This is a genomic window from Streptomyces sp. NPDC053474, assembly GCF_044544845.1.
Lineage (GTDB): Bacteria > Actinomycetota > Actinomycetes > Streptomycetales > Streptomycetaceae > Streptomyces.
Genome location: NZ_JBITXV010000003.1, coordinates 559,203 through 579,193 on the forward strand (window position 1 = coordinate 559,203; position 19,991 = coordinate 579,193).

At 71.0% G+C, this 19,991-nt stretch carries 24 protein-coding genes, 1 tRNA gene and 2 riboswitches; of the genes, 8 read left to right on the top strand and 17 right to left on the bottom strand.

Translation table 11 applies throughout. From position 1 onward, the window contains the following. Positions 1 to 15: 15 nt before the first annotated feature. Positions 16 to 85: riboswitch (guanidine-III (ykkC-III) riboswitch) on the bottom strand. A gap of 49 nt (positions 86 to 134) precedes the next feature. Together ACIG3E_RS09250 and ACIG3E_RS09255 are read right to left on the bottom strand one after the other, a co-directional pair. After that, entirely contained in the window at positions 135 to 491 is a 357-nt protein-coding gene (locus tag ACIG3E_RS09250; RefSeq protein WP_399613224.1) for a GroES family chaperonin, read from the bottom strand. Between the two features lie 43 nt (positions 492 to 534). Next, complete coding sequence (locus tag ACIG3E_RS09255) at positions 535 to 861, bottom strand: DUF3618 domain-containing protein (protein ID WP_399613226.1); 327 nt, start codon at positions 859 to 861, stop codon at positions 535 to 537. A gap of 144 nt (positions 862 to 1,005) precedes the next feature. Here ACIG3E_RS09255 and bcp point away from each other — a divergent pair, with 144 nt between their 5' ends. The 3 genes from bcp (at position 1,006) to ACIG3E_RS09270 (ending at position 3,253) form a co-directional block, all read left to right on the top strand. Then, positions 1,006 to 1,473 (top strand): thioredoxin-dependent thiol peroxidase, encoded by a 468-nt coding sequence (bcp, locus tag ACIG3E_RS09260; protein ID WP_138959941.1) that lies wholly within the window; start codon positions 1,006 to 1,008, stop codon positions 1,471 to 1,473. A 122-nt stretch (positions 1,474 to 1,595) separates the two neighbouring features. After that, positions 1,596 to 3,122 carry a glycine betaine/L-proline transporter ProP gene (gene proP, locus ACIG3E_RS09265; protein ID WP_399613229.1) on the top strand — a complete coding sequence of 509 codons (1,527 nt, stop codon included), beginning with the start codon at positions 1,596 to 1,598 and terminating at the stop codon, positions 3,120 to 3,122. Positions 3,123 to 3,169: 47 nt separating this feature from the next. Further along, positions 3,170 to 3,253 (top strand) — tRNA-Leu (locus ACIG3E_RS09270). A 92-nt stretch (positions 3,254 to 3,345) separates the two neighbouring features. Here ACIG3E_RS09270 and rdgB read toward each other — a convergent pair. From rdgB to ACIG3E_RS09290, 4 genes are all read right to left on the bottom strand, one after another. Beyond that, positions 3,346 to 3,948, bottom strand: a complete 603-nt coding sequence (gene rdgB, locus ACIG3E_RS09275; protein ID WP_399613232.1) for an RdgB/HAM1 family non-canonical purine NTP pyrophosphatase — start codon at positions 3,946 to 3,948, stop codon at positions 3,346 to 3,348. A 98-nt stretch (positions 3,949 to 4,046) separates the two neighbouring features. After that, positions 4,047 to 4,445 carry a hypothetical protein gene (locus ACIG3E_RS09280; protein ID WP_399613234.1) on the bottom strand — a complete coding sequence of 133 codons (399 nt, stop codon included), beginning with the start codon at positions 4,443 to 4,445 and terminating at the stop codon, positions 4,047 to 4,049. Between the two features lie 124 nt (positions 4,446 to 4,569). Next, positions 4,570 to 5,301, bottom strand: coding sequence for a ribonuclease PH (rph, locus tag ACIG3E_RS09285; protein WP_242718527.1), 732 nt, complete (start codon positions 5,299 to 5,301; stop codon positions 4,570 to 4,572). Positions 5,302 to 5,589: 288 nt separating this feature from the next. Beyond that, entirely contained in the window at positions 5,590 to 5,823 is a 234-nt protein-coding gene (locus ACIG3E_RS09290) for a glucose PTS transporter subunit EIIB (protein WP_024756373.1), read from the bottom strand. A gap of 232 nt (positions 5,824 to 6,055) precedes the next feature. Here ACIG3E_RS09290 and ACIG3E_RS09295 point away from each other — a divergent pair, with 232 nt between their 5' ends. Beyond that, complete coding sequence (locus ACIG3E_RS09295; protein WP_399613239.1) at positions 6,056 to 7,369, top strand: PTS transporter subunit EIIC; 1,314 nt, start codon at positions 6,056 to 6,058, stop codon at positions 7,367 to 7,369. A gap of 229 nt (positions 7,370 to 7,598) precedes the next feature. Beyond that, positions 7,599 to 8,849 (top strand): PTS transporter subunit EIIC, encoded by a 1,251-nt coding sequence (locus ACIG3E_RS09300; RefSeq protein WP_242718532.1) that lies wholly within the window; start codon positions 7,599 to 7,601, stop codon positions 8,847 to 8,849. A gap of 95 nt (positions 8,850 to 8,944) precedes the next feature. Here the strand turns inward: ACIG3E_RS09300 and ACIG3E_RS09305 are convergent, their stop codons facing one another. Next, positions 8,945 to 9,697, bottom strand: coding sequence for an MBL fold metallo-hydrolase (locus ACIG3E_RS09305; protein ID WP_399613242.1), 753 nt, complete (start codon positions 9,695 to 9,697; stop codon positions 8,945 to 8,947). A 286-nt stretch (positions 9,698 to 9,983) separates the two neighbouring features. On the opposite strand from ACIG3E_RS09305, the gene ACIG3E_RS09310 reads away from it, so the two are divergent. Both ACIG3E_RS09310 and ACIG3E_RS09315 read left to right on the top strand, forming a co-directional pair. Then, positions 9,984 to 10,994 (top strand): hypothetical protein, encoded by a 1,011-nt coding sequence (locus ACIG3E_RS09310; RefSeq protein WP_399613245.1) that lies wholly within the window; start codon positions 9,984 to 9,986, stop codon positions 10,992 to 10,994. Between the two features lie 25 nt (positions 10,995 to 11,019). Beyond that, positions 11,020 to 11,454 carry a type II toxin-antitoxin system PemK/MazF family toxin gene (locus ACIG3E_RS09315; protein ID WP_399613247.1) on the top strand — a complete coding sequence of 145 codons (435 nt, stop codon included), beginning with the start codon at positions 11,020 to 11,022 and terminating at the stop codon, positions 11,452 to 11,454. A gap of 272 nt (positions 11,455 to 11,726) precedes the next feature. Here ACIG3E_RS09315 and ACIG3E_RS09320 read toward each other — a convergent pair whose 3' ends face one another. The 8 genes from ACIG3E_RS09320 to ACIG3E_RS09355 form a co-directional block, all read right to left on the bottom strand. Continuing rightward, complete coding sequence (locus tag ACIG3E_RS09320) at positions 11,727 to 12,677, bottom strand: PLP-dependent cysteine synthase family protein (protein ID WP_399613249.1); 951 nt, start codon at positions 12,675 to 12,677, stop codon at positions 11,727 to 11,729. Between the two features lie 16 nt (positions 12,678 to 12,693). Then, positions 12,694 to 12,981 (bottom strand): MoaD/ThiS family protein, encoded by a 288-nt coding sequence (locus ACIG3E_RS09325; protein WP_138959951.1) that lies wholly within the window; start codon positions 12,979 to 12,981, stop codon positions 12,694 to 12,696. Between the two features lie 154 nt (positions 12,982 to 13,135). After that, positions 13,136 to 13,240: a putative leader peptide gene (locus ACIG3E_RS09330; RefSeq protein ID WP_318783814.1), complete on the bottom strand. Its 105-nt coding sequence runs from the start codon at positions 13,238 to 13,240 to the stop codon at positions 13,136 to 13,138. A gap of 92 nt (positions 13,241 to 13,332) precedes the next feature. Then, a complete protein-coding gene (locus ACIG3E_RS09335) occupies positions 13,333 to 14,178 on the bottom strand; it encodes an ABC transporter ATP-binding protein (protein ID WP_399613252.1) in 846 nt (281 codons plus the stop codon). After that, the gene (locus tag ACIG3E_RS09340) at positions 14,175 to 15,176 is read right to left on the bottom strand and encodes a FecCD family ABC transporter permease (protein WP_399613254.1); all 1,002 of its coding nucleotides are present in this window, start codon (positions 15,174 to 15,176) and stop codon (positions 14,175 to 14,177) included. The genes ACIG3E_RS09335 and ACIG3E_RS09340 overlap by 4 nt, the downstream gene beginning before the upstream one ends. 155 nt (positions 15,177 to 15,331) lie before the next feature. Further along, the gene (locus tag ACIG3E_RS09345; RefSeq protein WP_399613256.1) at positions 15,332 to 16,297 is read right to left on the bottom strand and encodes an ABC transporter substrate-binding protein; all 966 of its coding nucleotides are present in this window, start codon (positions 16,295 to 16,297) and stop codon (positions 15,332 to 15,334) included. 44 nt (positions 16,298 to 16,341) lie between these two features. Continuing rightward, positions 16,342 to 16,475, bottom strand: a riboswitch (cobalamin riboswitch). Then, complete coding sequence (locus ACIG3E_RS09350; protein ID WP_399613259.1) at positions 16,462 to 16,884, bottom strand: Mov34/MPN/PAD-1 family protein; 423 nt, start codon at positions 16,882 to 16,884, stop codon at positions 16,462 to 16,464. Its footprint overlaps the riboswitch before it by 14 nt. Before the next feature lie 170 nt (positions 16,885 to 17,054). Continuing rightward, positions 17,055 to 18,533 carry an amino acid permease gene (locus ACIG3E_RS09355; protein ID WP_399613261.1) on the bottom strand — a complete coding sequence of 493 codons (1,479 nt, stop codon included), beginning with the start codon at positions 18,531 to 18,533 and terminating at the stop codon, positions 17,055 to 17,057. Between ACIG3E_RS09355 and ACIG3E_RS09360 the strand changes: the two genes are divergently transcribed. Beyond that, positions 18,532 to 18,687: a hypothetical protein gene (locus tag ACIG3E_RS09360; protein ID WP_161624867.1), complete on the top strand. Its 156-nt coding sequence runs from the start codon at positions 18,532 to 18,534 to the stop codon at positions 18,685 to 18,687. The two genes, ACIG3E_RS09355 and ACIG3E_RS09360, sit on opposite strands and share 2 nt — an antisense overlap. Positions 18,688 to 18,986: 299 nt before the next feature. Here the strand turns inward: ACIG3E_RS09360 and ACIG3E_RS09365 are convergent, their stop codons facing one another. Together ACIG3E_RS09365 and clpS are read right to left on the bottom strand one after the other, a co-directional pair. Next, positions 18,987 to 19,595, bottom strand: coding sequence for a DUF2017 domain-containing protein (locus tag ACIG3E_RS09365; RefSeq protein ID WP_399613264.1), 609 nt, complete (start codon positions 19,593 to 19,595; stop codon positions 18,987 to 18,989). An 11-nt stretch (positions 19,596 to 19,606) separates the two neighbouring features. Further along, positions 19,607 to 19,924, bottom strand: a complete 318-nt coding sequence (gene clpS / locus ACIG3E_RS09370) for an ATP-dependent Clp protease adapter ClpS (RefSeq protein WP_399613267.1) — start codon at positions 19,922 to 19,924, stop codon at positions 19,607 to 19,609. Positions 19,925 to 19,991: the final 67 nt, after the last annotated feature.

Here is a 19,991-nt window from a genome sequence, read left to right on the forward strand (position 1 = left end):
GAACGGGACTTCAGGGGTGCGTCGTCTTTGCGGGGCCCGGTACGGCGCGTCTCGTCGGGGTCCTTCCACGGTAGCAAAGGGCAGGCAAAAGGGGCTGGTGACCATGGTCACCAGCCCCTTCGCGCACCTGTGGGCTAGAGATAGAGCCCCGTGGAGTCCTCCGAGCCCTCGAAGCGGTCCGCGGCCACCGCGTGCAGGTCGCGCTCGCGCATCAGCACGTACGCCGTGCCCCGCACCTCGACCTCGGCCCGGTCCTCCGGGTCGTAGAGCACCCGGTCGCCCGGCTCCACCGTGCGCACGTTCTGCCCCACGGCGACCACCTCGGCCCAGGCCAGGCGGCGGCCGACGGCCGCGGTCGCGGGGATCAGGATGCCGCCGCCGGAGCGCCGCTCGCCCTCGGCGGTGTCCTGTCGCACGAGCACGCGGTCGTGCAGCATCCGGATCGGCAGCTTGTCGTCGTGGGTGCTGGTGTCATGTGTCTTGGCGCTCACGCCCCGAACCTACCTGCCCACACGCGCCCTGTACGCCCCCGGGTCAGCCCTTGCGACGCCGGGTTCCGACGGCGAGGAGCCCCACGAGCCCCACGACCACCAGGGCCACCGGCACGATCCGCTCCAGGCGTGGCTGGCCGTCCGCCGAGACGAGCTGGCCGCGCACGTCGGAGACGAAGCGGTTCGCCCCGACGTAGGCCCGCCCGAGGGTGTTGTCCACCTTGGCCGCGGCCTTCGCCTTGGCGTCGCCGACGATCGTCTTCGGGTGGACCCGCACCCCGATCTCGTCGAGGGTCTCGGCGAGCTGTTCGCGCCGGAGCTTGATGTCCGCCTCGATCTGCGCAGGGGTCCTGGCATCCGCATCCGACACCGCGCTGCCTCCGTGGGGTGTGTTCCTTGTACTCGGACCTCCACAGTCTGTCAGCTTCGCCCGCGCCGCACCCCACGGCACCCCTATTACGCTCGTCTCCGTCACCACAGCTTGGTGCGTACGCGCACCGTGAGGAGCCCAAGAATGAGCGAGCGACTGCAGCCCGGCGACACCGCCCCCGCCTTCTCCCTGCCCGACGCCGACGGCAAGCAGGTCTCCCTCGCGGACCACAAGGGCCGCAAGGTGATCGTGTACTTCTACCCGGCCGCCCTGACCCCCGGCTGCACCAAGCAGGCCTGCGACTTCACGGACAACCTGGACGTGCTCGCGGCCGCGGGCTACGACGTCATCGGGGTGTCCCCGGACAAGCCGGAGAAGCTCGCGAAGTTCCGCGAGAAGGAGAACCTGAAGGTCACCCTGGTCGGCGACCCGGCCAAGGAGACCCTGGAGGCGTACGGCGCCTTCGGCGAGAAGAAGCTGTACGGCAAGACGGTGACGGGCGTGATCCGTTCGACCGTCGTCGTGGACGAGGACGGCAAGGTGGAACACGCGTTCTACAACGTGAAGGCGACCGGCCACGTCGCCAAGATCATCCGCGACCTCGGCATCTGACGAGCGCGCACGGCCGCCGCGGCGCATGTGAGAAAGCCCCCTCCGGTAGGGGGCTTTCGTTTGCGATCGCGGGCTCGGAGTAGGCGTCCTGGAGACCCACCCGCTCCGAAAGGACTCCTTCCATGGCGGCCAGCAGGTACCAGGCCGACACGGGGGCCGACCCCCTCGCTCCCGGCGCCGACCCGGAGGCGGTGAAGCGTCACCGCCTCCTCTTCCGCACGGTGAGACGGCGCCGGAACCCGCCCCTGCGGCGCACCGACATCACCGTCACCGACGACGCGGCGGTGCGCCGCGCGGTGAAGGCGGCCTCGCTCGGCAACGCCATGGAGTGGTTCGACTTCGGCATCTACAGCTATCTGGCCGTCACCATCGGGCATGTCTTCTTCCCGTCCGGGAACAGCACGGTCCAGCTGCTCTCGTCGTTCGCCACCTTCGCGGTCTCGTTCCTGGTCCGGCCGCTCGGCGGGATGGTGTTCGGCCCGATGGGCGACAAGGTCGGCCGCAAGAAGGTGCTGGCCCTGACGATGATCCTGATGGCGGCCGGGACCTTCGCCATCGGCCTGATCCCCGGCTACGCCGCCATCGGCTTCTGGGCCCCGGTGCTCCTGATCCTCTTCCGCATGGTGCAGGGCTTCTCCACCGGCGGCGAGTACGGCGGCGCGTCCACCTTCATCGCCGAGTACGCGCCGGACAAGCGGCGCGGCTACTTCGGCAGCTTCCTGGAGTTCGGCACGCTCGCCGGGTACGTGGGCGCGGCGGGCCTGGTCACGATCCTGACGACCGTGCTCGACGACGGCGCCATGGAGGCGTGGGGCTGGCGCGTGCCGTTCCTGGTGGCGGGCCCGCTCGGCCTGGTGGGTCTGTATCTGCGGCTGCGCCTGGACGAGACCCCGGCGTTCCAGAAGCTCACGGACGAGAGCTACCACCCCGCATCCGACGCCGCGTCCGCCGTCGAGACCTCTGCCAAGGGCGATCTGGCCAGGATCTTCCGCGAGTACTGGCGGCCGCTGGTCCTGTGCGTCGCCCTGGTCGGCGCGTACAACATCGCCCACTACACGCTCCTGTCGTACATGCCGACGTACCTCACCGACGAGCTGGGCTACGACGACACGCACGGTCTGGTGATCCTCATCGCGACGATGCTCGCGCTGATGCTGGTGATCAGCCGGGTCGGGGTGCTGTCCGACCGCTTCGGCCGCAAGCCGCTCCTGCTGACCGGCATGGTGGGCTTCCTGGTGCTGCCGGTCCCGGCGTTCCTGCTGATCAAGCAGGGCGCGCTGGTCGCGGTCGCGGCGGGCATGCTGATGCTCGGCCTGTCCCTGGTGTGTCTGCTGGGCACGATGTCCGCGACCCTGCCCGCGCTGTTCCCGACACCGGTGCGCTACGGCTCGCTCTCGGTGGGCTACAACCTCTCCGCCTCGCTGTTCGGCGGCACCGCGCCGCTGGTGATCACCGCGCTGATCAGCGTCACGGGCTCGGACATGATGCCCGCCTACTACTCCATGGCGGCGGCGGGCGTCGGCATCGCCGCGGTCGCCTGCATGAAGGAGACCGCGCGGCGGCCGCTCAGCGGCTCGCCGCCGTGCGTCGAGACCGAGGAGGAGGCCGCCGACCTGGTCGAGGAGCGGGCCGCGGCGCCCAAGTTCTGACTCCGCCCGGCGGCCGCGGTCGGGCGCCCATTACGATGGGGCGGCACGCGGCCGTGGTGGAATTGGCAGTCACGCTGGGTTTAGGTCCCAGTGGGGTAACACCCGTGAGGGTTCGAGTCCCTCCGGCCGCACTCGCGAAGGACTCGCCGCCTTCGGAAGCAGACGTACGAAAGGGCGCCCCCGCCGCGCGCGGGGGCGCCCTTCGCCGTCTGTGCGCGCCGGGTCAGCCGAGCAGCTCCCGCACCACCGGCACGAGGGCGCGGAACGCCTCGCCGCGGTGGCTGATCGCGTTCTTCTCCTCGGCCGTCAGCTCGGCGCAGGTCCGGGTGTCCCCCTCGGGCTGGAGGACCGGGTCGTAGCCGAAGCCGTTCGTGCCCGCGGGGGCGTGGCGCAGGGTGCCGCGCAGCCTGCCCTCGACGACGCGCTCGGTGCCGTCGGGCAGGGCGAGGGCCGCGGCGCAGGCGAAGTGCGCGCCGCGGTGGGCCTCGTCGATGTCGCCGAGCTGGGCGAGCAGCAGGTCGAGGTTGGCCTTGTCGTCGCCGTGGCGCCCCGCCCAGCGCGCCGAGAAGATGCCGGGCGCCCCGCCGAGCACGTCGACGCAGAGCCCGGAGTCGTCGGCGACGGCGGGCAGGCCGGTGGCCCGCGCCAGGGCGCGCGCCTTGAGCAGGGCGTTCTCGGCGAAGGTGACCCCGGTCTCCTTGACGTCGGGGATCTCGGGGTAGGCGTCCGCGCCCACGAGTTCGTGGTCGAGGCCCGCGGCGGCCAGGATCGCCCTGAGCTCGGTGACCTTGTGGGCGTTGCGGGTGGCGAGGATGAGACGGGTCATGGGACCAGTATCCGTCCCGTCGCCGGGACCCGGCCGCCCGGCCGGGGGGTGTCCCCGGCCACCGCGCCGCGTCCGTCCGTGCGGGCCCTGGCCCGGCGTCAGTTCGTGCAGGCCTTGGTGACCTTGCCCGCGGCGTTCGCCATCGGGCGGAGGTCGGGCGTCTTGTCGCCGTTGTCGACGGCCTTCTCGACGTTGTCGACGGCCTTCTGCATCTCGTCGACGGCTTCGGTGATGTCCTCGTCGTCCTCGTGGTCCTCGCGGATGTCCTTGAGGTTGTCCCTGATCTTGTCGAAGCGCCGCTCGGAGGACCGGTCCGGGTAGAGGACCGCGTCGGAGGCGGCCTTGCGGAGCGCGGCGGCGCCGTCGGACACGGCGTCGGCCGCCCTGACGCAGTCCACGGCGTCCTTCGGGTCGCAGGCGACGAGGCCGAGCGTCGCCGGTACGGCGATCAGAGCGGTGGTTATGGCGACGGTGACACGGCGGTGGCGCACGGCCATGGATGGTTCCCTCCCGTTATGCGGTGAGCGAGCGTGCGGTCGTTCCCGCACGCTCCACCCCATAGAACGCCCGTGGTCGTCGGGACGGTTGCTCGCCGGGAGGCGAACCCCTGTACATCTACGGCTACTTGGCCGAATCCAGTGCCTCGCGCTGGAGCGCGGTCAGCTCCGCGCAGCCCCCGACGGCGAGGTCGAGCAGGGCGTTCAGCTCGTCGCGCGCGAACGGCTCGGCCTCCGCGGTGCCCTGGACCTCGACGAACCGGCCATCGCCGGTGCACACCACGTTCATGTCGGTGTCCGCCTTGACGTCCTCCTCGTAGGCGAGGTCGAGCAGCGGCACGCCGCCGACGATGCCGACGGACACGGCGCTGACGGTGCCGGTCAGCGGCTGGCGGCCCGCCTTGATGAGCTTCTTGCCCTGCGCCCAGGAGACGGCGTCGGCGAGCGCGACGTACGCGCCGGTGATGGCGGCGGTGCGGGTGCCGCCGTCGGCCTGGAGGACGTCGCAGTCCAGGACGATGGTGTTCTCGCCGAGCGCCTTGTAGTCGATGACGGCGCGCAGCGAGCGGCCGATGAGGCGGGAGATCTCGTGCGTGCGGCCGCCGATCTTGCCGCGTACGGACTCGCGGTCGCCGCGGGTGTTGGTGGAGCGCGGCAGCATCGAGTACTCGGCGGTGACCCACCCCTCGCCGCTGCCCTTGCGCCAGCGGGGCACGCCCTCCGTGACGGAGGCCGTGCAGAAGACCTTGGTGTCACCGAAGGAGACGAGGACGGAGCCCTCGGCGTGCTTGCTCCACCCCCGCTCGATGGAAACGGGACGAAGCTGGGCGGGGGTACGACCGTCGAATCGAGACATACCAACGACCCTATAGTCCCCCCGGAACCCACCCGACCGGTTCACCCGGTCCTCTACCGGGCCGGTTCCCCCTGGCTCTGTGGGCGGCTGGTCCGCCCAGGGGGCGAGTGGGGTCTCCCCTGCTCGAGCGGAGCCGAGAGCTTGGGGATGGGCGGGCACAGCGGACAGCCGCCCCGCGCCGCGGCGCCAGGGCTCAGGGCGAGCCGAGGCCGCAGCCGCCCCGGGCAACGCAAAAGGGGCGCGGCCCCGGCAACCCGGATCCGCACCCCCAAGCGGGAGCGACGTCGCTCACATCATGTCTTCGATCTCCGCCGCGATCGGATCCGCATCCGTGCCGATGACCACCTGAATCGCCGTGCCCATCTTCACGACACCGTGCGCGCCCGCGGCCTTCAGAGCGGCCTCGTCGACCAGGCTCGGGTCGTTGACCTCGGTGCGGAGGCGGGTGATGCAGCCCTCGACCTCTTCGATGTTGTCGAGGCCACCGAGCCCGGCGACGATCTTCTCAGCCTTGCTGGCCATTGCTTACTCCCTGCTGTGAAAGGACGCGGCCACGACACCGTAGGTCCGCTCTGTCACGGTAACGCACGGTTGGCCCATCTTCGCGGGCGGTCACGACGGCCGCACCCCATCATGACGATCAAGGCGTCGTCCCTGACCAGGGGCCACCGCACACCTGCCCGCAACTGGTCTACACCAGTTTTCAACGACCGCCAAACTGGCCGGTTCCCGGAAGGTTCCAGGAGGAACGCCGATGACGTCGGACGCCGCCGCGGCACCGCGGAAGAAGTGGTGGAACGGCCTCTTCCAGGGCCTGCAGAAGATGGGCCGCAGCCTCCAGCTGCCCATCGCCGTGCTGCCCGCCGCGGGCATCCTGAACCGGCTCGGCCAGCCGGACGTCTTCGGCGACGACGGTCTGGGCTGGACGAACGTCGCCAAGGTCTTCGCCGCCGCGGGCGGCGCCCTGCTCGACTCCTCGCTCGGCCTGCCGCTCCTCTTCTGCATCGGCGTGGCGATCGGCATGGCCAAGAAGGCGGACGGCTCCACCGCGCTCGCCGCCGTCGCGGGCTTCCTCGTCTACTACGCGGTGCTCCGCGCCTTCCCCGACGACTGCCCGCCGGGCGCCGACTTCGCGGGCGCCGGGATGTGGAGCGGGGTGTGCGTGACCGGCGAGGGGGCCCCCACCCAGGCCGCGTACCAGAATCCGGGCGTGTTCGGCGGCATCGTGATGGGCCTGCTCGCGGCCTGGCTCTGGCAGCGCTACCACCGGGTGCGCCTGGTGGACTGGCTGGGCTTCTTCAACGGCCGCAGGCTCGTACCGATCATCATGGCCTTCGTCGGCCTGGTCTTCGCGGGCCTGTGCGTCTGGGTCTGGCCGCCCATCGGCGACGGGCTCACCAGCTTCTCCAAGTGGCTGGTGGACCTCGGCTGGCTGGGCTCGGGCATCTTCGGCGTGGCCAACCGCGCGCTGCTCACGGTCGGCCTGCACCAGTTCCTGAACACCTTCGTCTGGTTCCAGTTCGGCGACTACACCAAGGCGGACGGCACCGTGGTGCACGGTGACATCAACCGCTTCCTCGCCGGGGACCCGACGGCGGGCCAGTTCACCTCGGGCTTCTTCCCGATCATGATGTTCGCGCTGCCCGCCGCCGCGCTCGCCATCACGCACGCGGCCCGCCCCGAGCGCCGCAAGGTCGTCGGCGGCATGATGCTCTCGGTCGGCCTGACTTCCTTCGTCACCGGCATCACCGAGCCGATCGAGTACTCCTTCCTCTTCATCGCGCCGCTCCTGTACGCGATCCACGCGGTGCTCACCGGCGTCTCGATGGCGGTGACGTGGGCGCTCGGCGTGAAGGACGGCTTCAGCTTCTCGGCGGGTCTCATCGACTACGTCATCAACTGGAGCCTGGCCACCAAGCCCTGGTTGATCATCCCCATCGGCCTGGTGTTCGCGGTCGTCTACTACGCTTTGTTCCGCTTCGTCATCCACAAGTTCGACCTGCCCACCCCGGGCCGCGAACCGGAAGAGGAAGCAAAGGCGTTGGACGCAGAACAGACCAAAGCGTAGGCCTCAAGCGGAACCCCGCTCAGAGCCTCCGGAAAGGCCCTCGGACCCCCTGGTCCCGGGGCCTTTCGTCGTGCTTGTGACGGTATGGCCCACCCCACAGGAATCGCGGGTTCCTTATGTCGCCTTGACCGTGTTACAACAGGTCTACACCACTGAGTGGTGTAGACCACCTGGATGCTGTCGCACCCCCTGAACTGTCCCCTGACAGCACCCGCACATGGAGGAAGTCATGAGTACGGCCACCGCCAAGGCGGCGCCCGCGAAGAAGCGGGGCGCCGGCCTCTTGCAGGGTCTGCAGAAGGTCGGCCGCAGCCTGCAGCTGCCCATCGCCGTGCTGCCCGCCGCGGGCATCCTGCTCCGCCTCGGCCAGCCGGACGTGTTCGGCGCGGACGGCCTGGGCTGGGGCAAGGTCGCCACGGTGTTCGCCAACGCCGGTGACGCCGTGTTCGCGAACATGCCGATGCTGTTCTGCATCGGTGTCGCCATCGGCTTCGCGAAGAAGGCGGACGGCTCCACGGCCCTCGCCGCGCTCGTCGGCTTCCTGGTCTACACGAACGTGCTCAAGGCGTTCCCGGTGACCGAGGCGAAGATCACCAAGGGTGCCGACATCGCCGCCACGTACAACGACCCCAAGGTCTTCGGCGGCATCATCATGGGCCTGATCTCCGCCGTGGTCTGGCAGAAGTTCCACCGCACCAAGCTGGTGGACTGGCTCGGCTTCTTCAACGGCCGCCGCCTGGTGCCGATCATCATGGCCTTCATCGGCACCGCCCTGGGTGTCTTCTTCGGCCTGGCCTGGGGCCCGGTCGGCGACGCCATCACCAGCTTCGGCGAGTGGATGACCGACCTCGGCTCGGTCGGCGCGGGCATCTTCGGCGTGGTCAACCGCGGGCTGCTCCCGGTCGGCATGCACCAGTTCGTGAACACCGTGGCCTGGCAGGAGATCGGCTCCTTCACGGACTCCGCGGGCGCCGTCTGGCACGGCGACATCCAGCGCTTCATGCACGGCGACCCGACCGCGGGCCAGTTCATGTCCGGCTTCTTCCCGATCATGATGTTCGCGCTGCCCGCCGTCGCGCTCGCCATCACGCACACCGCGCGCCCCGAGCGCCGCAAGGTCGTCGGCGGCATGATGATGTCCCTCGCGCTCACCTCCTTCGTCACCGGCATCACCGAGCCGATCGAGTTCGCGTTCATGTTCATCGCCCCGGCCCTGTACGTGATCCACGCGGTCCTCACGGCCGTGGCCATGACGGTCACCTGGGCGCTCGGCGTGCACCACGGCTTCACCTTCTCCGCCGGTGCCATCGACTACGTCCTGAACTGGAAGTTCGCCGACAAGCCCTGGATGATCATCCCGATCGGCCTCGTCTTCGCGGCCGTCTACTACGTGGTCTTCCGCTTCGCGATCGTCAAGTTCAACATCCCCACCCCGGGCCGTGAGCCCGAGGAGGAGATCGAGGACCTGACGAAGGCGTAGCCCCTCGGACAGCGCGAAGGCCCCGGAACCGCTTGGGTTCCGGGGCCTTCGTCGTCAGGGTGGCACGCGCCGCGGGGGCGGATCGATACAGCGCCTCAGAGCTGGTACGACGCTCCGGGCGCGGCCAGCTCCGTCGGGCCCTCGAACACCGCGCGGGCGTCCGCGAGGTTCACCGCGGGGTCCGTCCACGGCGGGATGTGGGTGAGGACCAGGCGCCCCGCGCCCGCGCGCCGGGCGGACTCGCCCGCCTCGCGGCCGTTGAGGTGCAGGTCCGGGATGTCCTCCTTGCCGTGCGTGAACGCGGCCTCGCACAGGAAGAGGTCGGTGCCGGTGGCGAGTTCGTCGAGCGCCGCGCAGGGGCCCGTGTCGCCGGAGTACGTGAGCGACCTGCCGCCGTGCTCGACGCGCACGGCGTACGCCTCGACCGGATGGCAGACCTTCTCGGTGCGCACCGCGAACGGGCCGATGTCGAAGGCGCCCGGCTTGACCGTGTGGAAGTCGAAGACCTCGCTCATCGAGGACGCGGAGGGCGTGTCGGCGTACGCCGTGGTCAGGCGCTGCTCGGTGCCCTCGGGGCCGTACACCGGGATGGGCACGCAGCGGCCGCCCTCGTGCCGGTAGTAGCGGGCCACGAAGTACGCGCACATGTCGATGCAGTGGTCGGCGTGCAGATGGCTGAGGAAGATCGCGTCGAGGTCGTACAGACCGATGTGGCGCTGCAGCTCGCCCAGGGCGCCGTTGCCCATGTCGAGCAGCAGCCGGAAGCCGTCGGCCTCGACGAGGTAGCTCGAGCAGGCCGAGTCCGCGGACGGAAACGACCCCGAGCAGCCGACGACGGTGAGCTTCATATAGCTGGAACCTCCGCGCTGGCGGTCGGGGGAATTCGGGGGCGTGCGGTCCGACGAGCGTAAGGCGCGAAACGGCGCCTCGCTCCTCCGTCGTGGGCCGTTGTGGGCGAACTCACCTGGGGTGTCACCGGTTCGGGGGGGCCGTCCGGGGGTGGGGTGGCGGGGGACACTGTGAGGGAAGGTTTTGGCTGGGTCCGGGAGGGGTGCGGGAGTGTCGGGGACGGCGGGGCGGACGGGGAACGGGCCCGGTCGGTGGCGGTCGGTGCTCGGGGTCGGCTGTGCGCTGGTGTTCCTGCTCGTCCCCCTCGGGTTCTTCGCCGCCGTGCCGGGCGCGCTCGCGCGGGGGCACGCGTACGCCGCCGCGCCCGCGTGTACGGCCGGGGCCCGGCCGGAATCGTGCACGACGACGGTGGCCGCGACCGTCACGGGCACCGAGGTGGAGGCCCGCGGCCGCAAGGCCGACTACTGGCTCCGCGTCACCGAGCGCGGCGACGACCGGGTGCGGCGCGTGCACATGTCCGGATCGCGGCTGCACGACGCCGTGCGCGCCGGGGACCGGGTGTCCCTGACGTACTGGCGGGGCGAGATCCGCACCGTGCGGTTCGGCACCGCCGCCGAGGACACCGAGGCCTCGCCCGCCGACGACTGGCGCCTGCCCCTCGGCATCGGCCTGCTGACGCTGCCCATCGGGCTCGGCGTCCTGGGGGCGGTCGGCTGGTGGCGCCGGAGGTACGCGTCCGCCGCGCACGCGAGCGCCTGGCAGCTCTCCGTGGGGCCCGTGGCCGGGGCGCTCCTGGGCTGCCTCGGCATCGTCGCGGCCCACGTCTGCCCGGACGTGCGCGGCGCCCTGCTGGTCACGGCCCTCGGGGTGCCGCCGGTGGCGGCGCTCACCGCGCTGGTCGCGTGGCTCACGCGGCGGCGGGAGCGGCGGGCCGTCGACACCAGCGACATCGTCCCGGTGCCGCCCGCCGGGAAGCGGTGCGTGCGCGCGGCCGTCCTCGGGGACGTGCCCTACAGCGTGGACGGCTTCGACCACCTGGTCGTCGGGGACGGGGCGCCCGCGGTGACGCCCGACCCGGACGGGCGCGTCGCCCGCAGGCCGCTGCCGCCGTCACTGACCGTGCGCGAGGTGCGGGCGCCGCGGCCCGGCGACACCGTCATCGGCCCCGGCGGCACGTACGACACCGTCCTCATCGAGTGCCGCGACGGCGCCGAGACGGTGCTCGTCGCCCTGGCGCGCGAGGACGCTCCGGTCGTCCTCGGCGCCCTCCTTTCGCCCGCGCGGGCGGCGGGCTGACGGGCCCGCCGGTACCGTCGGGGCTATGGACACGTCCTGGTGGCTGGCCCTCGCCGCGGTGGTGGTGCTCGCCCTGGTGGCCACCGTGGTGGACGGGTGGGGGCGCGGGCACGGGCGCTCGCGCGGCGCGGGGCGCACGGCGCGGCGGCCCGCCTCGGCAGCGGCGGTCCGGCCGCGGGCCGCGGAGATCTGGTGGGCCGTGGCCGACGAGGCCGAGCGCCCCTTCCTCGTGCTGTCCGTACGGGGTGACGCCGTGCGCGTCGCGACGATCACCACGCGGTTCCACGAGGAGCGGGCCGGGGTGATTCCGCTGCCGCCCGGGACCGTGGGCGATGTCCAGGGGCGCGTGAGCTTTCTGGAGCCGGAGGGGGTGCGGGAGCTGTGGGCCGGGGACTTCCGGCGGCGGGCCGGGGTGGTGGACCCGGCGTTGTGGGACCAGGTCCGCTACCTCGGCGGCTAACCCTCGCGGTGCGCCCCAGGCCCGCCCCTTCCCGAACCGGGTGCTGCCGCCCCCGGGCCCCCGCCCTTATCGGCGCTTCGCGCCTCGTCCTCAAGCGCCGGACGGGCTGAAAGTCTCCGGTGCGGCCCGGATCCCGTCCGCCCGCAGGCGAGATGCGGCCCGCAGCGGCACCATCAAGCCCGTCGAGGGGGTACCCCCTGCTCCTTAAGAGCTTGGGGGAGTTTGAGGACGAGGCCGAAGGCCGATCGACCGGTTCCAGGGCGCCCCCAGGGCTACGCCCAAAGTTGGCCCTGGACCGTGGCGATGGCCTCCTCCGTCGTCGGGGCCGTGTACAGGCCCGTCGAGAGGTACTTCCAGCCGCCGTCGGCCACGACGAAGGCGATGTCCGCCTGCTCCCCGGCCTTGACGGCCTTGCGGCCGACGCCGATGGCCGCGTGCAGGGCCGCGCCGGTGGAGACTCCGGCGAAGATGCCCTCCTCCTTGAGCAGCTCGCGCGTGCGGGTCACCGCGTCGGCGGAGCCCACGGAGAAGCGGGTGGTGAGGACCGACTCGTCGTACAGCTCGGGGACGAAGCCCTCGTCGAGGTTGCGCAGGCCGTAGACGAGGTCGTCGTAGCGCGGCTCCGCGGCGACGATCTTGATGTCGGGCTTGTGCTCGCGCAGATAGCGGCCGACGCCCATGAGGGTGCCGGTGGTGCCGAGCCCGGCCACGAAGTGGGTGATCGAGGGCAGGTCGGCGAGGATCTCGGGGCCGGTGGTGGCGTAGTGGGCGCCCGCGTTGTCCGGGTTGCCGTACTGGTAGAGCATCACCCAGTCGGGGTGCTCGGCCGCCAGCTCCTTGGCGACGCGCACGGCGGTGTTGGAGCCCCCCGCCGCGGGCGACGGGACGATCTCGGCGCCCCACATCGTGAGGAGTTCGCGCCGCTCCCGCGAGGTGTTCTCCGGCATGACGCACACGATGCGGTAGCCCTTGAGCCTGGCCGCCATGGCGAGCGAGATGCCGGTGTTGCCCGAGGTCGGTTCGAGGATGGTGCGGCCGGGGGTCAACCGGCCGTCCTTCTCGGCCTGTTCGATCATGTGGAGCGCGGGCCGGTCCTTGATGGAGCCGGTCGGATTGCGGTCCTCCAGCTTGGCCCAGACGCGGACGTCGGCGGACGGGGACAGGCGCGGCAGGCGGACCAGCGGCGTGTTGCCGACGGCCGCGAGCGGGGAGTCGTAACGCATGCGGCGGCCGCGGCCGTCAGACCATGCCGCCCGCGACGGCGGGCAGGATCGTGACGCTGTCGCCGTCGGTGAGCTCGGTGGAGACGCCCGCCAGGAAGCGGACGTCCTCGTCGTTCAGGTACACGTTCACGAACCGGCGCAGTTCGTTGCCCTTGTCCTTGTCGATGAGGCGCTCCTGGATGCCCGCGTGCCGGGTCTCAAGGTCGGCGAAGAGTGCGGCGATGGTGTCGCCGTTGCCCTCGACGGCCTTCTCGCCGCCGGTGTAGGTGCGGAGGATGGTCGGGATGCGGACCTCGATGGCCATGGCGATGGGCTCCTGTCGGGAGGGGCGGACTACCGGAACTGCGAGAGGTGCGAGAAGTGTGAGAGGTACGAGCGCTGCGGGGCCGCGCGGGTGCGGGACGCCGGGCCGACCGGTGCCCGGGAGCGCGGGGCGCGGCCCGGCGCCCGGCGGCGCCTCAGCGCCGACAGATGGCGCTGGCGAGACGGCACAGGTCGACGTGCAGCCGGCCGACGAGCAGGGCGCCCGGCGTCGTATCGATGCTCACGTCGTTCGAAACCATGGGGTCATCGTATCGATTCCCGGTCCGGGCCCCGGAATGTGATCTCGGATACCGGACGGATCCGGCTCGGCACCCGGACGCGGGCGGGCCGCTCAGGGCGCGGGGACGCGCCGCGAGCGGCCCGGCAGATACGTGACGGTGGGGGCTCCGGTGGCCGGGTGGACGGCCACTTCGGCCGTGACGCCGTACACCTCCGCGAGGAGTTCGCCGGTCAGGACCGTGCCCGGGGGCCCGGACGCGACGACGCGGCCGCCGTCGAGCACGTACAGGCGGTCGCAGTAGTACGCGGCCAGGGTCAGGTCGTGCAGGGCGAGCAGGTTCGCCGTGCCGAGCTCCTTGACCAGGCCGAGGATCTCCAGCTGGTAGCGGATGTCCAGGTGGTTGGTGGGCTCGTCGAGCACGAGGACGGCGGGCTCCTGCACCAACGCGCGGGCGAGCAGGGCCCGTTGCCGCTCGCCGCCGGAGAGCTGGCCGAAGGGGCGGTCGGCGAGGTCCGCCGCGCCGACGCGCTCCAGGGCGTCGGTCACCATGGCCCGGTCGGTGGTGGTGTCGGCCTCCCAGAAGCGCTTGTGCGGGGAGCGGCCCATGGCCACCACCTGGCGGACGGTGAGCTCGAAGCCCGCGTGGCCGTCCTGCGGCACGGTGGCGACGCGGCGGGCCCGCGCCTTGACCCCGGCCGCGGCGAGGTCGGCGCCGTCGAGCAGGACCCGCCCCGCGGTGGCCGCGAGCGCGCCGTAGACGCAGCGCAGCAGCGTCGTCTTGCCGCTGCCGTTGGGGCCGACGATGCCGACCGTCTCACCCGCGGAGACGGTGAGCGAGACGCCGTCGACGAGGCGGCGGCCGGACGGGGTGTCGTACGTGAGGTCCTCGGCGCGCAGGCACCCGGCGCCGGGGAGCGGGCCCGCGGCTCCGGCGGGCGGTCGTCGTCCTTCGGTCATGCCGTCACCCCTTCGTGCGTCCGGCCCCGGCGCAGCTGCCACAGGAAGAACGGGCCGCCGGTGAGCGCGGTGAGCACGCCCACGGGGATGTCCTGCGGCGCCGCCAGCGTGCGCGCCGCGAGGTCGGCGACGACCAGGAACACCGCGCCCATCAGCGCCGCCACCGGGAGCAGCGCCCGGTGTCCGGCGCCGACCAGCATGCGGGCCGCGTGCGGCACCATCAGGCCGACGAAGCCGATGGCCCCGCTGTGCGCGACGAGGACGCCGGTGACCAGCGAGGCGAGCACGAAGACGCCCGCGCGGAACCGGGCCGTGTCCAGGCCGAGGACGGTGGCGCCCTCCTCCCCCACAAGCAGCAGGTCGAGCGGCCGGGCGATCGCGAGGAGCACGGCCGTGCCGAGCGCGAGCACGGTCAGGGGCACGGCGAGCATGTCCCAGCGGGCGCTGCCGAGGCCGCCGAGCGTCCAGTACAGGACCTCCTGGAGGTGGTCGGCGCGGGCCGAGACCACCAGGATCAGGCTGGTCAGGGCGGACAGGACGTAGGAGACGGCCACGCCCGCGAGGACCAGGCGGCCGGTGGTGAAGCCGCCGCCGGGCTCCCTGGCCAGTACGTACACCACGAGCAGCGCGAGGAACGCGCCCGCGAAGGACGCCGCCGGGATGGTCACCGTGGTGGCCAGGCCCGCGCCCCAGCCGAGCACGATCACGCCGACCGCGCCCGCGGAGGCGCCGGAGGAGACGCCGAGCAGGAAGGGGTCGGCGAGGGGGTTGCGGACCAGGGCCTGGAGGGTGGTGCCGATGACGGCGAGCCCCGCGCCGACGGCTGCGCCGAGCAGGACCCTGGGGAGGCGGACGTCGAGGACGATGGTCCGGTACGGGGACGGGCCTTCGGCCCTGCCCGTGAGGATGTCGAGGACCTCGGCGGGCGGGATCTTGACGGAGCCGTACGTCAGCGCGGCGATGCCTGCGGCCGCTAGGGCGAGTGTGAGCGTGGCCATGAGGACGGCGTAGCGGGTCCTGCCGGGGGCTCCCCAAGCCCGCCCCTTCCCGAAGCCGGGGGCTCCGCCCCCGGACCCCCTTATCGCCGCTCCGCGGCTCGTCCTCAAACGCCGGACGGGCTGGAGGGTGCCCGGGGCGGACTTCTCGGTCTGGGTCACCGCAGCTGCTCCGCCAGCTTCTCCACCGCCTTTGGGGCTCGTACGCCGAGGACCACGTCCGACAGGGGCAGGACCGCGAAGCGCTTGTTCTTGATGGCGGGGACGTCCTTGAGGGCCGGGTCGTCGAGGAGGCGCTTCTTCTTCTGGGCCACGGTCGTCGCGCCGTAGTCGTAGATGAGGACGACGTCGGGGCTGCGGTCGACCACCGTCTCCCAGGAGGCGTCGCCGAAGGACTTGTCGAGGTCGGCCATCACGTTGCGGCCGCCGGCGCGCTTGATGATGTCGTTGCCGATGCCCTTGCCGCCCGCCGTGAAGGCGGTCTTGTCGCCGCTGTCGTAGACGAAGACCGACGGGGCCTTGCCGCCCCGGTTCTTCTTCGCGGCGCGGGCCAGCTCGGCCTCGGCGGAGCGCACCCACTTCTCGGCGCGGTCGCGGACGCCGAAGGTGGCGCCGGTCTCGCGGACCTCGCGGTAGAGGTCGTCCATCGTGACCGGCTTCTTGGCGCAGCCCTCGATGTTCAGACGGCTGTTGATCCCGGACTTGGCGAGGGCCTCGCGGGAGCGGCCCTCACCGGCGGCGAAGGCGGTGGAGTAGCCGCCGTAGACGAAGTCGGGGTTCGCGGCGAGGAGCTTCTCGTACGAGGGGTACTCCTTGGCGAGCACCGGGCGGGACGCGTACGCCTTCTGGTACCGGGGGAGCACCTTGTCGTCGAGGTAGGCGGTCCCGGCGATGCTGTCCTTGAGCCCCAGCTCCAGGAGGATCTCCGTGGCGTGCTGGTTCATGGGCACGGCGCGCTCGGGGGGCGCCTTGTACGTCGTCTTCACCCCGCAGTTGGTGACGGTGTACGGGAATCCGTCCGCCCGGGGCCTTGCGGCCGAGGCGTCGGCGTCGTCGGACGACGCCGAGCAGGCCGTGAGCGGGAGCAGGGTCGCCGCGGCGACGAGCAGCACGCGGATGCGCATGACTGTGCGGTCCTCCTCCAGGGGATTTCCGCGTCCCCTGCGTCAAGTGGGAGGAGGCGGCAGGTCAGTTCCTGACTCCCGGCACGCGCGCGTGCCGGTCACAGTGGCGGGACCGCGCCGGACTCACACCGGCTTCCTGGCTCCTGCCGCCTCGAAGGTCGGCTTCAGTATGCCTGTACGACCTGCACGTCCTCCTCGGTGACCTCTCCGTCCACGATGCGGAACGAGCGGAACTGGAAGGGGCCCGCGTCGTCGGCGTCGGCGGTGGACACCAGGACGTAGTGGGCGCCGGGCTCGTTCGCGTACGAGATGTCCGTGCGGGAGGGGTAGGCCTCCGTGGCGGTGTGCGAGTGGTAGATGACCACGGGCTCCTCGTCGCGGTCGTCGAGCTCGCGGTACAGCTTGAGCAGGTCCGCCGAGTCGAACTCGTAGAACGTGGGCGAGCGGGCCGCGTTCAGCATCGGGATGAACCGCTCGGGGCGGTCCGTGCCCGCCGGGCCCGCGACGACGCCGCAGGCCTCGTCGGGGTGGTCCTTGCGCGCGTGCGCGACGATCTCGTCCCGCAGGGCCTGGGTGATGGTCAGCATGTGGGCCAGGATATGCAGCACGGACGTACGAAAGGGCCGCCGCGTACCAACATGTGATACGCGACGGACCATATCGTGGACGTGCGCCGCGGTTCGACAGCGCCCCCGAAGGGGCGCGGGGAACTGCGCGACCAGCCACAAACGGCCCGCAGATCCGGGAAACGCAGAGGTCAGCCCTTGGCCCCAGGCACAGCGGCAGCGTGCTGGCGCTTCTTGAAGGCCGCCGCCTCCGGGTTGCGGCTCTTGAGGACCAGGTAGGACACGCACAGGATGGCGGCCCAGATCGGGGCGCAGTACAGCGAGATCCGGGCGTCCTTGTCGATGCCCATCATCACGATGACCATGCCGATGAAGGCGAGCGCGAACCAGCTCGTGTACGGGGCGCCCGGGGCGCGGAAGGTGGACTGCGGCAGGATGCCGCGGTCGGCCTTGCGGCGGTAGTTGATCTGGGAGACCAGGATCATGATCCAGGCCCACATGCCGGAGATGGTGGCGAAGGAGACGACGTAGTTGAACGCCTCGCCCGGCCACTGGTAATTGATCCACACGCCGACGAGCATCAGCGCGGCGGACGCGGTGGTGCCGACGAGCGGCAGGCCGTTCTTGGTGAGCTTGGTGAAGAACTTCGGGCCCTGGCCGTTGAGCGCGAGGTCGCGCAGCATGCGGCCGGTGGAGTACATGCCCGAGTTGCAGGAGGAGAGCGCGGCCGTCAGGACCACGAAGTTCACGATCGCGGCGCCGATGCCGAGGCCCATCTTCTCGAAGGCCGCGACGAACGGGGAGACACCGGGCTGGAAGGACGTCCACGGGACGACCGAGAGGATCATGATCAGGGCGCCGACGTAGAAGACGGCGATGCGCCACGGCACGGTGTTGATCGCCTTGGGCAGGGTCTTCTTCGGGTCCTTGGACTCACCCGCGGTGACGCCGACGAGCTCCACGGCCAGGAAGGCGAACATCACGATCTGGAGGGTCATCAGCGTGTTGCCGATGCCGTTGGGGAAGAAGCCGCCGTTGTCCCACAGGTGCGTGACGGACGCGCTGTCACCGGCGTCGGAGAAGCCGATGGTGAGGATTCCGGCACAGATCAGGATCATGCCGATGATGGCGGTGACCTTGACCATGGAGAACCAGAACTCCAGCTCGCCGAAGAGCTTCACGGAGATCAGGTTGGCGCCGTACAGGATGACCGTGAAGATCAGCGCGTACGCCCATTGCGGAATGGAGTTGTGCGTCCAGTACTGCATGTACTGGGCGGCCGCCGTGACTTCGGTGATGCCGGTGACGACCCAGAAGAGCCAGTACGTCCAACCGGTCACGAAGCCGAAGAACGGGCCGACGAACTCGCGGGCGTACTCGGAGAACGAGCCCGACACGGGCCGGTACATCAGGAGCTCGCCGAGCGCGCGCATGATGAAGAAGATGACGAGGCCCGCGATGGCGTAAGCGAGGATGAGGCTCGGCCCGGCCTTGTGAATGGCCTTGCCCGCACCGAGGAACAGGCCGGTGCCGATGGCACCGCCGATCGCGATCATCTGGATCTGCCGGGCACCGAGCCCGCGCTGATAACCCTCGTTCTCGCCGGACGCGTCCGCGCCCGCCGCGGCCCCATTGCCGTCGTGATGCTCTTCGACCCGCACTGAGGTCATGGTGACGCCTTTCTCCATGCTGATCCGCGCCGCGAACTGCGGTTTCGCCGCGGACCAGGTCGTGATCCCCCGAATGGTGATGGAGTGCCGCCGACGGTCAGTCGGCCCCTGGCGTGCCGTCGGCGACATGGGTGGCGTCACCGAGCGGTCGTGAACATTTATCACGACCGTCACAGTGATCGAATGAGTCCTTTATGGCGCACACCACAGGAAGAAGCGGACAAAACTCCCACTAGGTCGCATATGCGGACGGTGCGGTGACCTGATCGTTATCCGGATTTGAGCGTCCGTTGAGCGAACGGCCGCGATCTTCAAGGAGACGTCACGCGGACGGCGGGAAACCGTCACCTCGTCCGACAGAAAACCTTCACACCGGCCATCGGAAGAACTTCACGCCCGGCCGGGCCCCGCGCCGCCCCGTCCGGGCCCCGCGCCCCCCGGCCGAGTCCCGCCTCATCCGGTCAGCGTGTCGACGAGGGTCTCCTGGAGTCCCCCCAGCCACAGGTACGCCATCACCATCGGCTTGCGCGGATCGGAGTCCGGCAGGCGGTAGAGGATGTCGGTGTCCTCCTCGTCGGTGACCTCCAGGCGGGTGCCGATCGCGAGCCGCAGGTCGTTGAGCGCGCCGAGCCAGCGGCGCGAGTCGTCGGCGGACAGCTTCAGGACCGCGCCGCCCTCGCCCGCGACGGTCAGCGCGTCCAGGCAGCGGACCACCGCGAGGGCGTCGTCCCGCTTGCGCGCCCGCAGGTCGTTCTCGGTGAAGCGGCGGAACTCCGCGGAGTACGACCGCAGTTCGGCGGCCTGCGCCTCGGAGGCGTCCTCGGTGCCGGGGCCGCCGTACGCGTCCGGGAGCAGCCGCTTGAGCACCGGGTCGGCTGGCGGCTCGCTCGGGCCCGGCGCGAAGAGCTCGGCGAAGAGGTCGTCGTCGGCGCCCGCGGGCTCGTCGCCGGGGCCGATCAGCTCCAGGAGCTGGACGGCGAGGGAGCGGATGATGGAGATCTCGACCTCGTCGAGCGCGACGGCCGCGCCGCCCCCCGGGATCGGTTCGAAGTGTCCTGGCATCGGTCGCGTCGCTACTTCCGGTCCTGCTGGAGGGTGGCCCACAGCCCGTACCCGTGCATCGCCTGCACGTCGCGCTCCATCTCCTCGCGGCTGCCCGAGGAGACGACGGCGCGGCCCTTGTGGTGGACGTCGAGCATGAGCTTGGTCGCCTTGTCCTTGGAGTACCCGAAGTACGTCTGGAAGACGTACGTCACATAGCTCATGAGATTCACCGGGTCGTTGTGCACCAGGGTGATCCAGGGAACGTCGGGTTCGGGGACCACGGAGGTCTCTTCGTCCGCGTCCGGGCGGGTGATCTCTGCAGGAGCCGCGCTACTCACCTGTCCCATGCTGCCACCCGCACGGGGCGACCGCACAAACGGACCCCTGAAATCGTCAGAGTGACGAGATGAGGGG

Coding starts and splice junctions, on each gene's coding strand:
- bcp (WP_138959941.1), top strand. CDS start 1,006: ATGAGCGAGCGACTGCAGCCCGGCGACACCGCCCCCGCCTTCTCCCTG.
- proP (WP_399613229.1), top strand. CDS start 1,596: ATGGCGGCCAGCAGGTACCAGGCCGACACGGGGGCCGACCCCCTCGCT.
- rdgB (WP_399613232.1), bottom strand. CDS start 3,948: ATGACCCGTCTCATCCTCGCCACCCGCAACGCCCACAAGGTCACCGAG.
- ACIG3E_RS09280 (WP_399613234.1), bottom strand. CDS start 4,445: ATGGCCGTGCGCCACCGCCGTGTCACCGTCGCCATAACCACCGCTCTG.
- rph (WP_242718527.1), bottom strand. CDS start 5,301: ATGTCTCGATTCGACGGTCGTACCCCCGCCCAGCTTCGTCCCGTTTCC.
- ACIG3E_RS09290 (WP_024756373.1), bottom strand. CDS start 5,823: ATGGCCAGCAAGGCTGAGAAGATCGTCGCCGGGCTCGGTGGCCTCGAC.
- ACIG3E_RS09295 (WP_399613239.1), top strand. CDS start 6,056: ATGACGTCGGACGCCGCCGCGGCACCGCGGAAGAAGTGGTGGAACGGC.
- ACIG3E_RS09300 (WP_242718532.1), top strand. CDS start 7,599: ATGAGTACGGCCACCGCCAAGGCGGCGCCCGCGAAGAAGCGGGGCGCC.
- ACIG3E_RS09305 (WP_399613242.1), bottom strand. CDS start 9,697: ATGAAGCTCACCGTCGTCGGCTGCTCGGGGTCGTTTCCGTCCGCGGAC.
- ACIG3E_RS09315 (WP_399613247.1), top strand. CDS start 11,020: ATGGACACGTCCTGGTGGCTGGCCCTCGCCGCGGTGGTGGTGCTCGCC.
- ACIG3E_RS09320 (WP_399613249.1), bottom strand. CDS start 12,677: ATGCGTTACGACTCCCCGCTCGCGGCCGTCGGCAACACGCCGCTGGTC.
- ACIG3E_RS09325 (WP_138959951.1), bottom strand. CDS start 12,981: ATGGCCATCGAGGTCCGCATCCCGACCATCCTCCGCACCTACACCGGC.
- ACIG3E_RS09330 (WP_318783814.1), bottom strand. CDS start 13,240: ATGGTTTCGAACGACGTGAGCATCGATACGACGCCGGGCGCCCTGCTC.
- ACIG3E_RS09335 (WP_399613252.1), bottom strand. CDS start 14,178: ATGACCGAAGGACGACGACCGCCCGCCGGAGCCGCGGGCCCGCTCCCC.
- ACIG3E_RS09340 (WP_399613254.1), bottom strand. CDS start 15,176: ATGGCCACGCTCACACTCGCCCTAGCGGCCGCAGGCATCGCCGCGCTG.
- ACIG3E_RS09345 (WP_399613256.1), bottom strand. CDS start 16,297: ATGCGCATCCGCGTGCTGCTCGTCGCCGCGGCGACCCTGCTCCCGCTC.
- ACIG3E_RS09350 (WP_399613259.1), bottom strand. CDS start 16,884: ATGCTGACCATCACCCAGGCCCTGCGGGACGAGATCGTCGCGCACGCG.
- ACIG3E_RS09360 (WP_161624867.1), top strand. CDS start 18,532: ATGGTGACGCCTTTCTCCATGCTGATCCGCGCCGCGAACTGCGGTTTC.
- ACIG3E_RS09355 (WP_399613261.1), bottom strand. CDS start 18,533: ATGACCTCAGTGCGGGTCGAAGAGCATCACGACGGCAATGGGGCCGCG.
- ACIG3E_RS09365 (WP_399613264.1), bottom strand. CDS start 19,595: ATGCCAGGACACTTCGAACCGATCCCGGGGGGCGGCGCGGCCGTCGCG.
- clpS (WP_399613267.1), bottom strand. CDS start 19,924: ATGGGACAGGTGAGTAGCGCGGCTCCTGCAGAGATCACCCGCCCGGAC.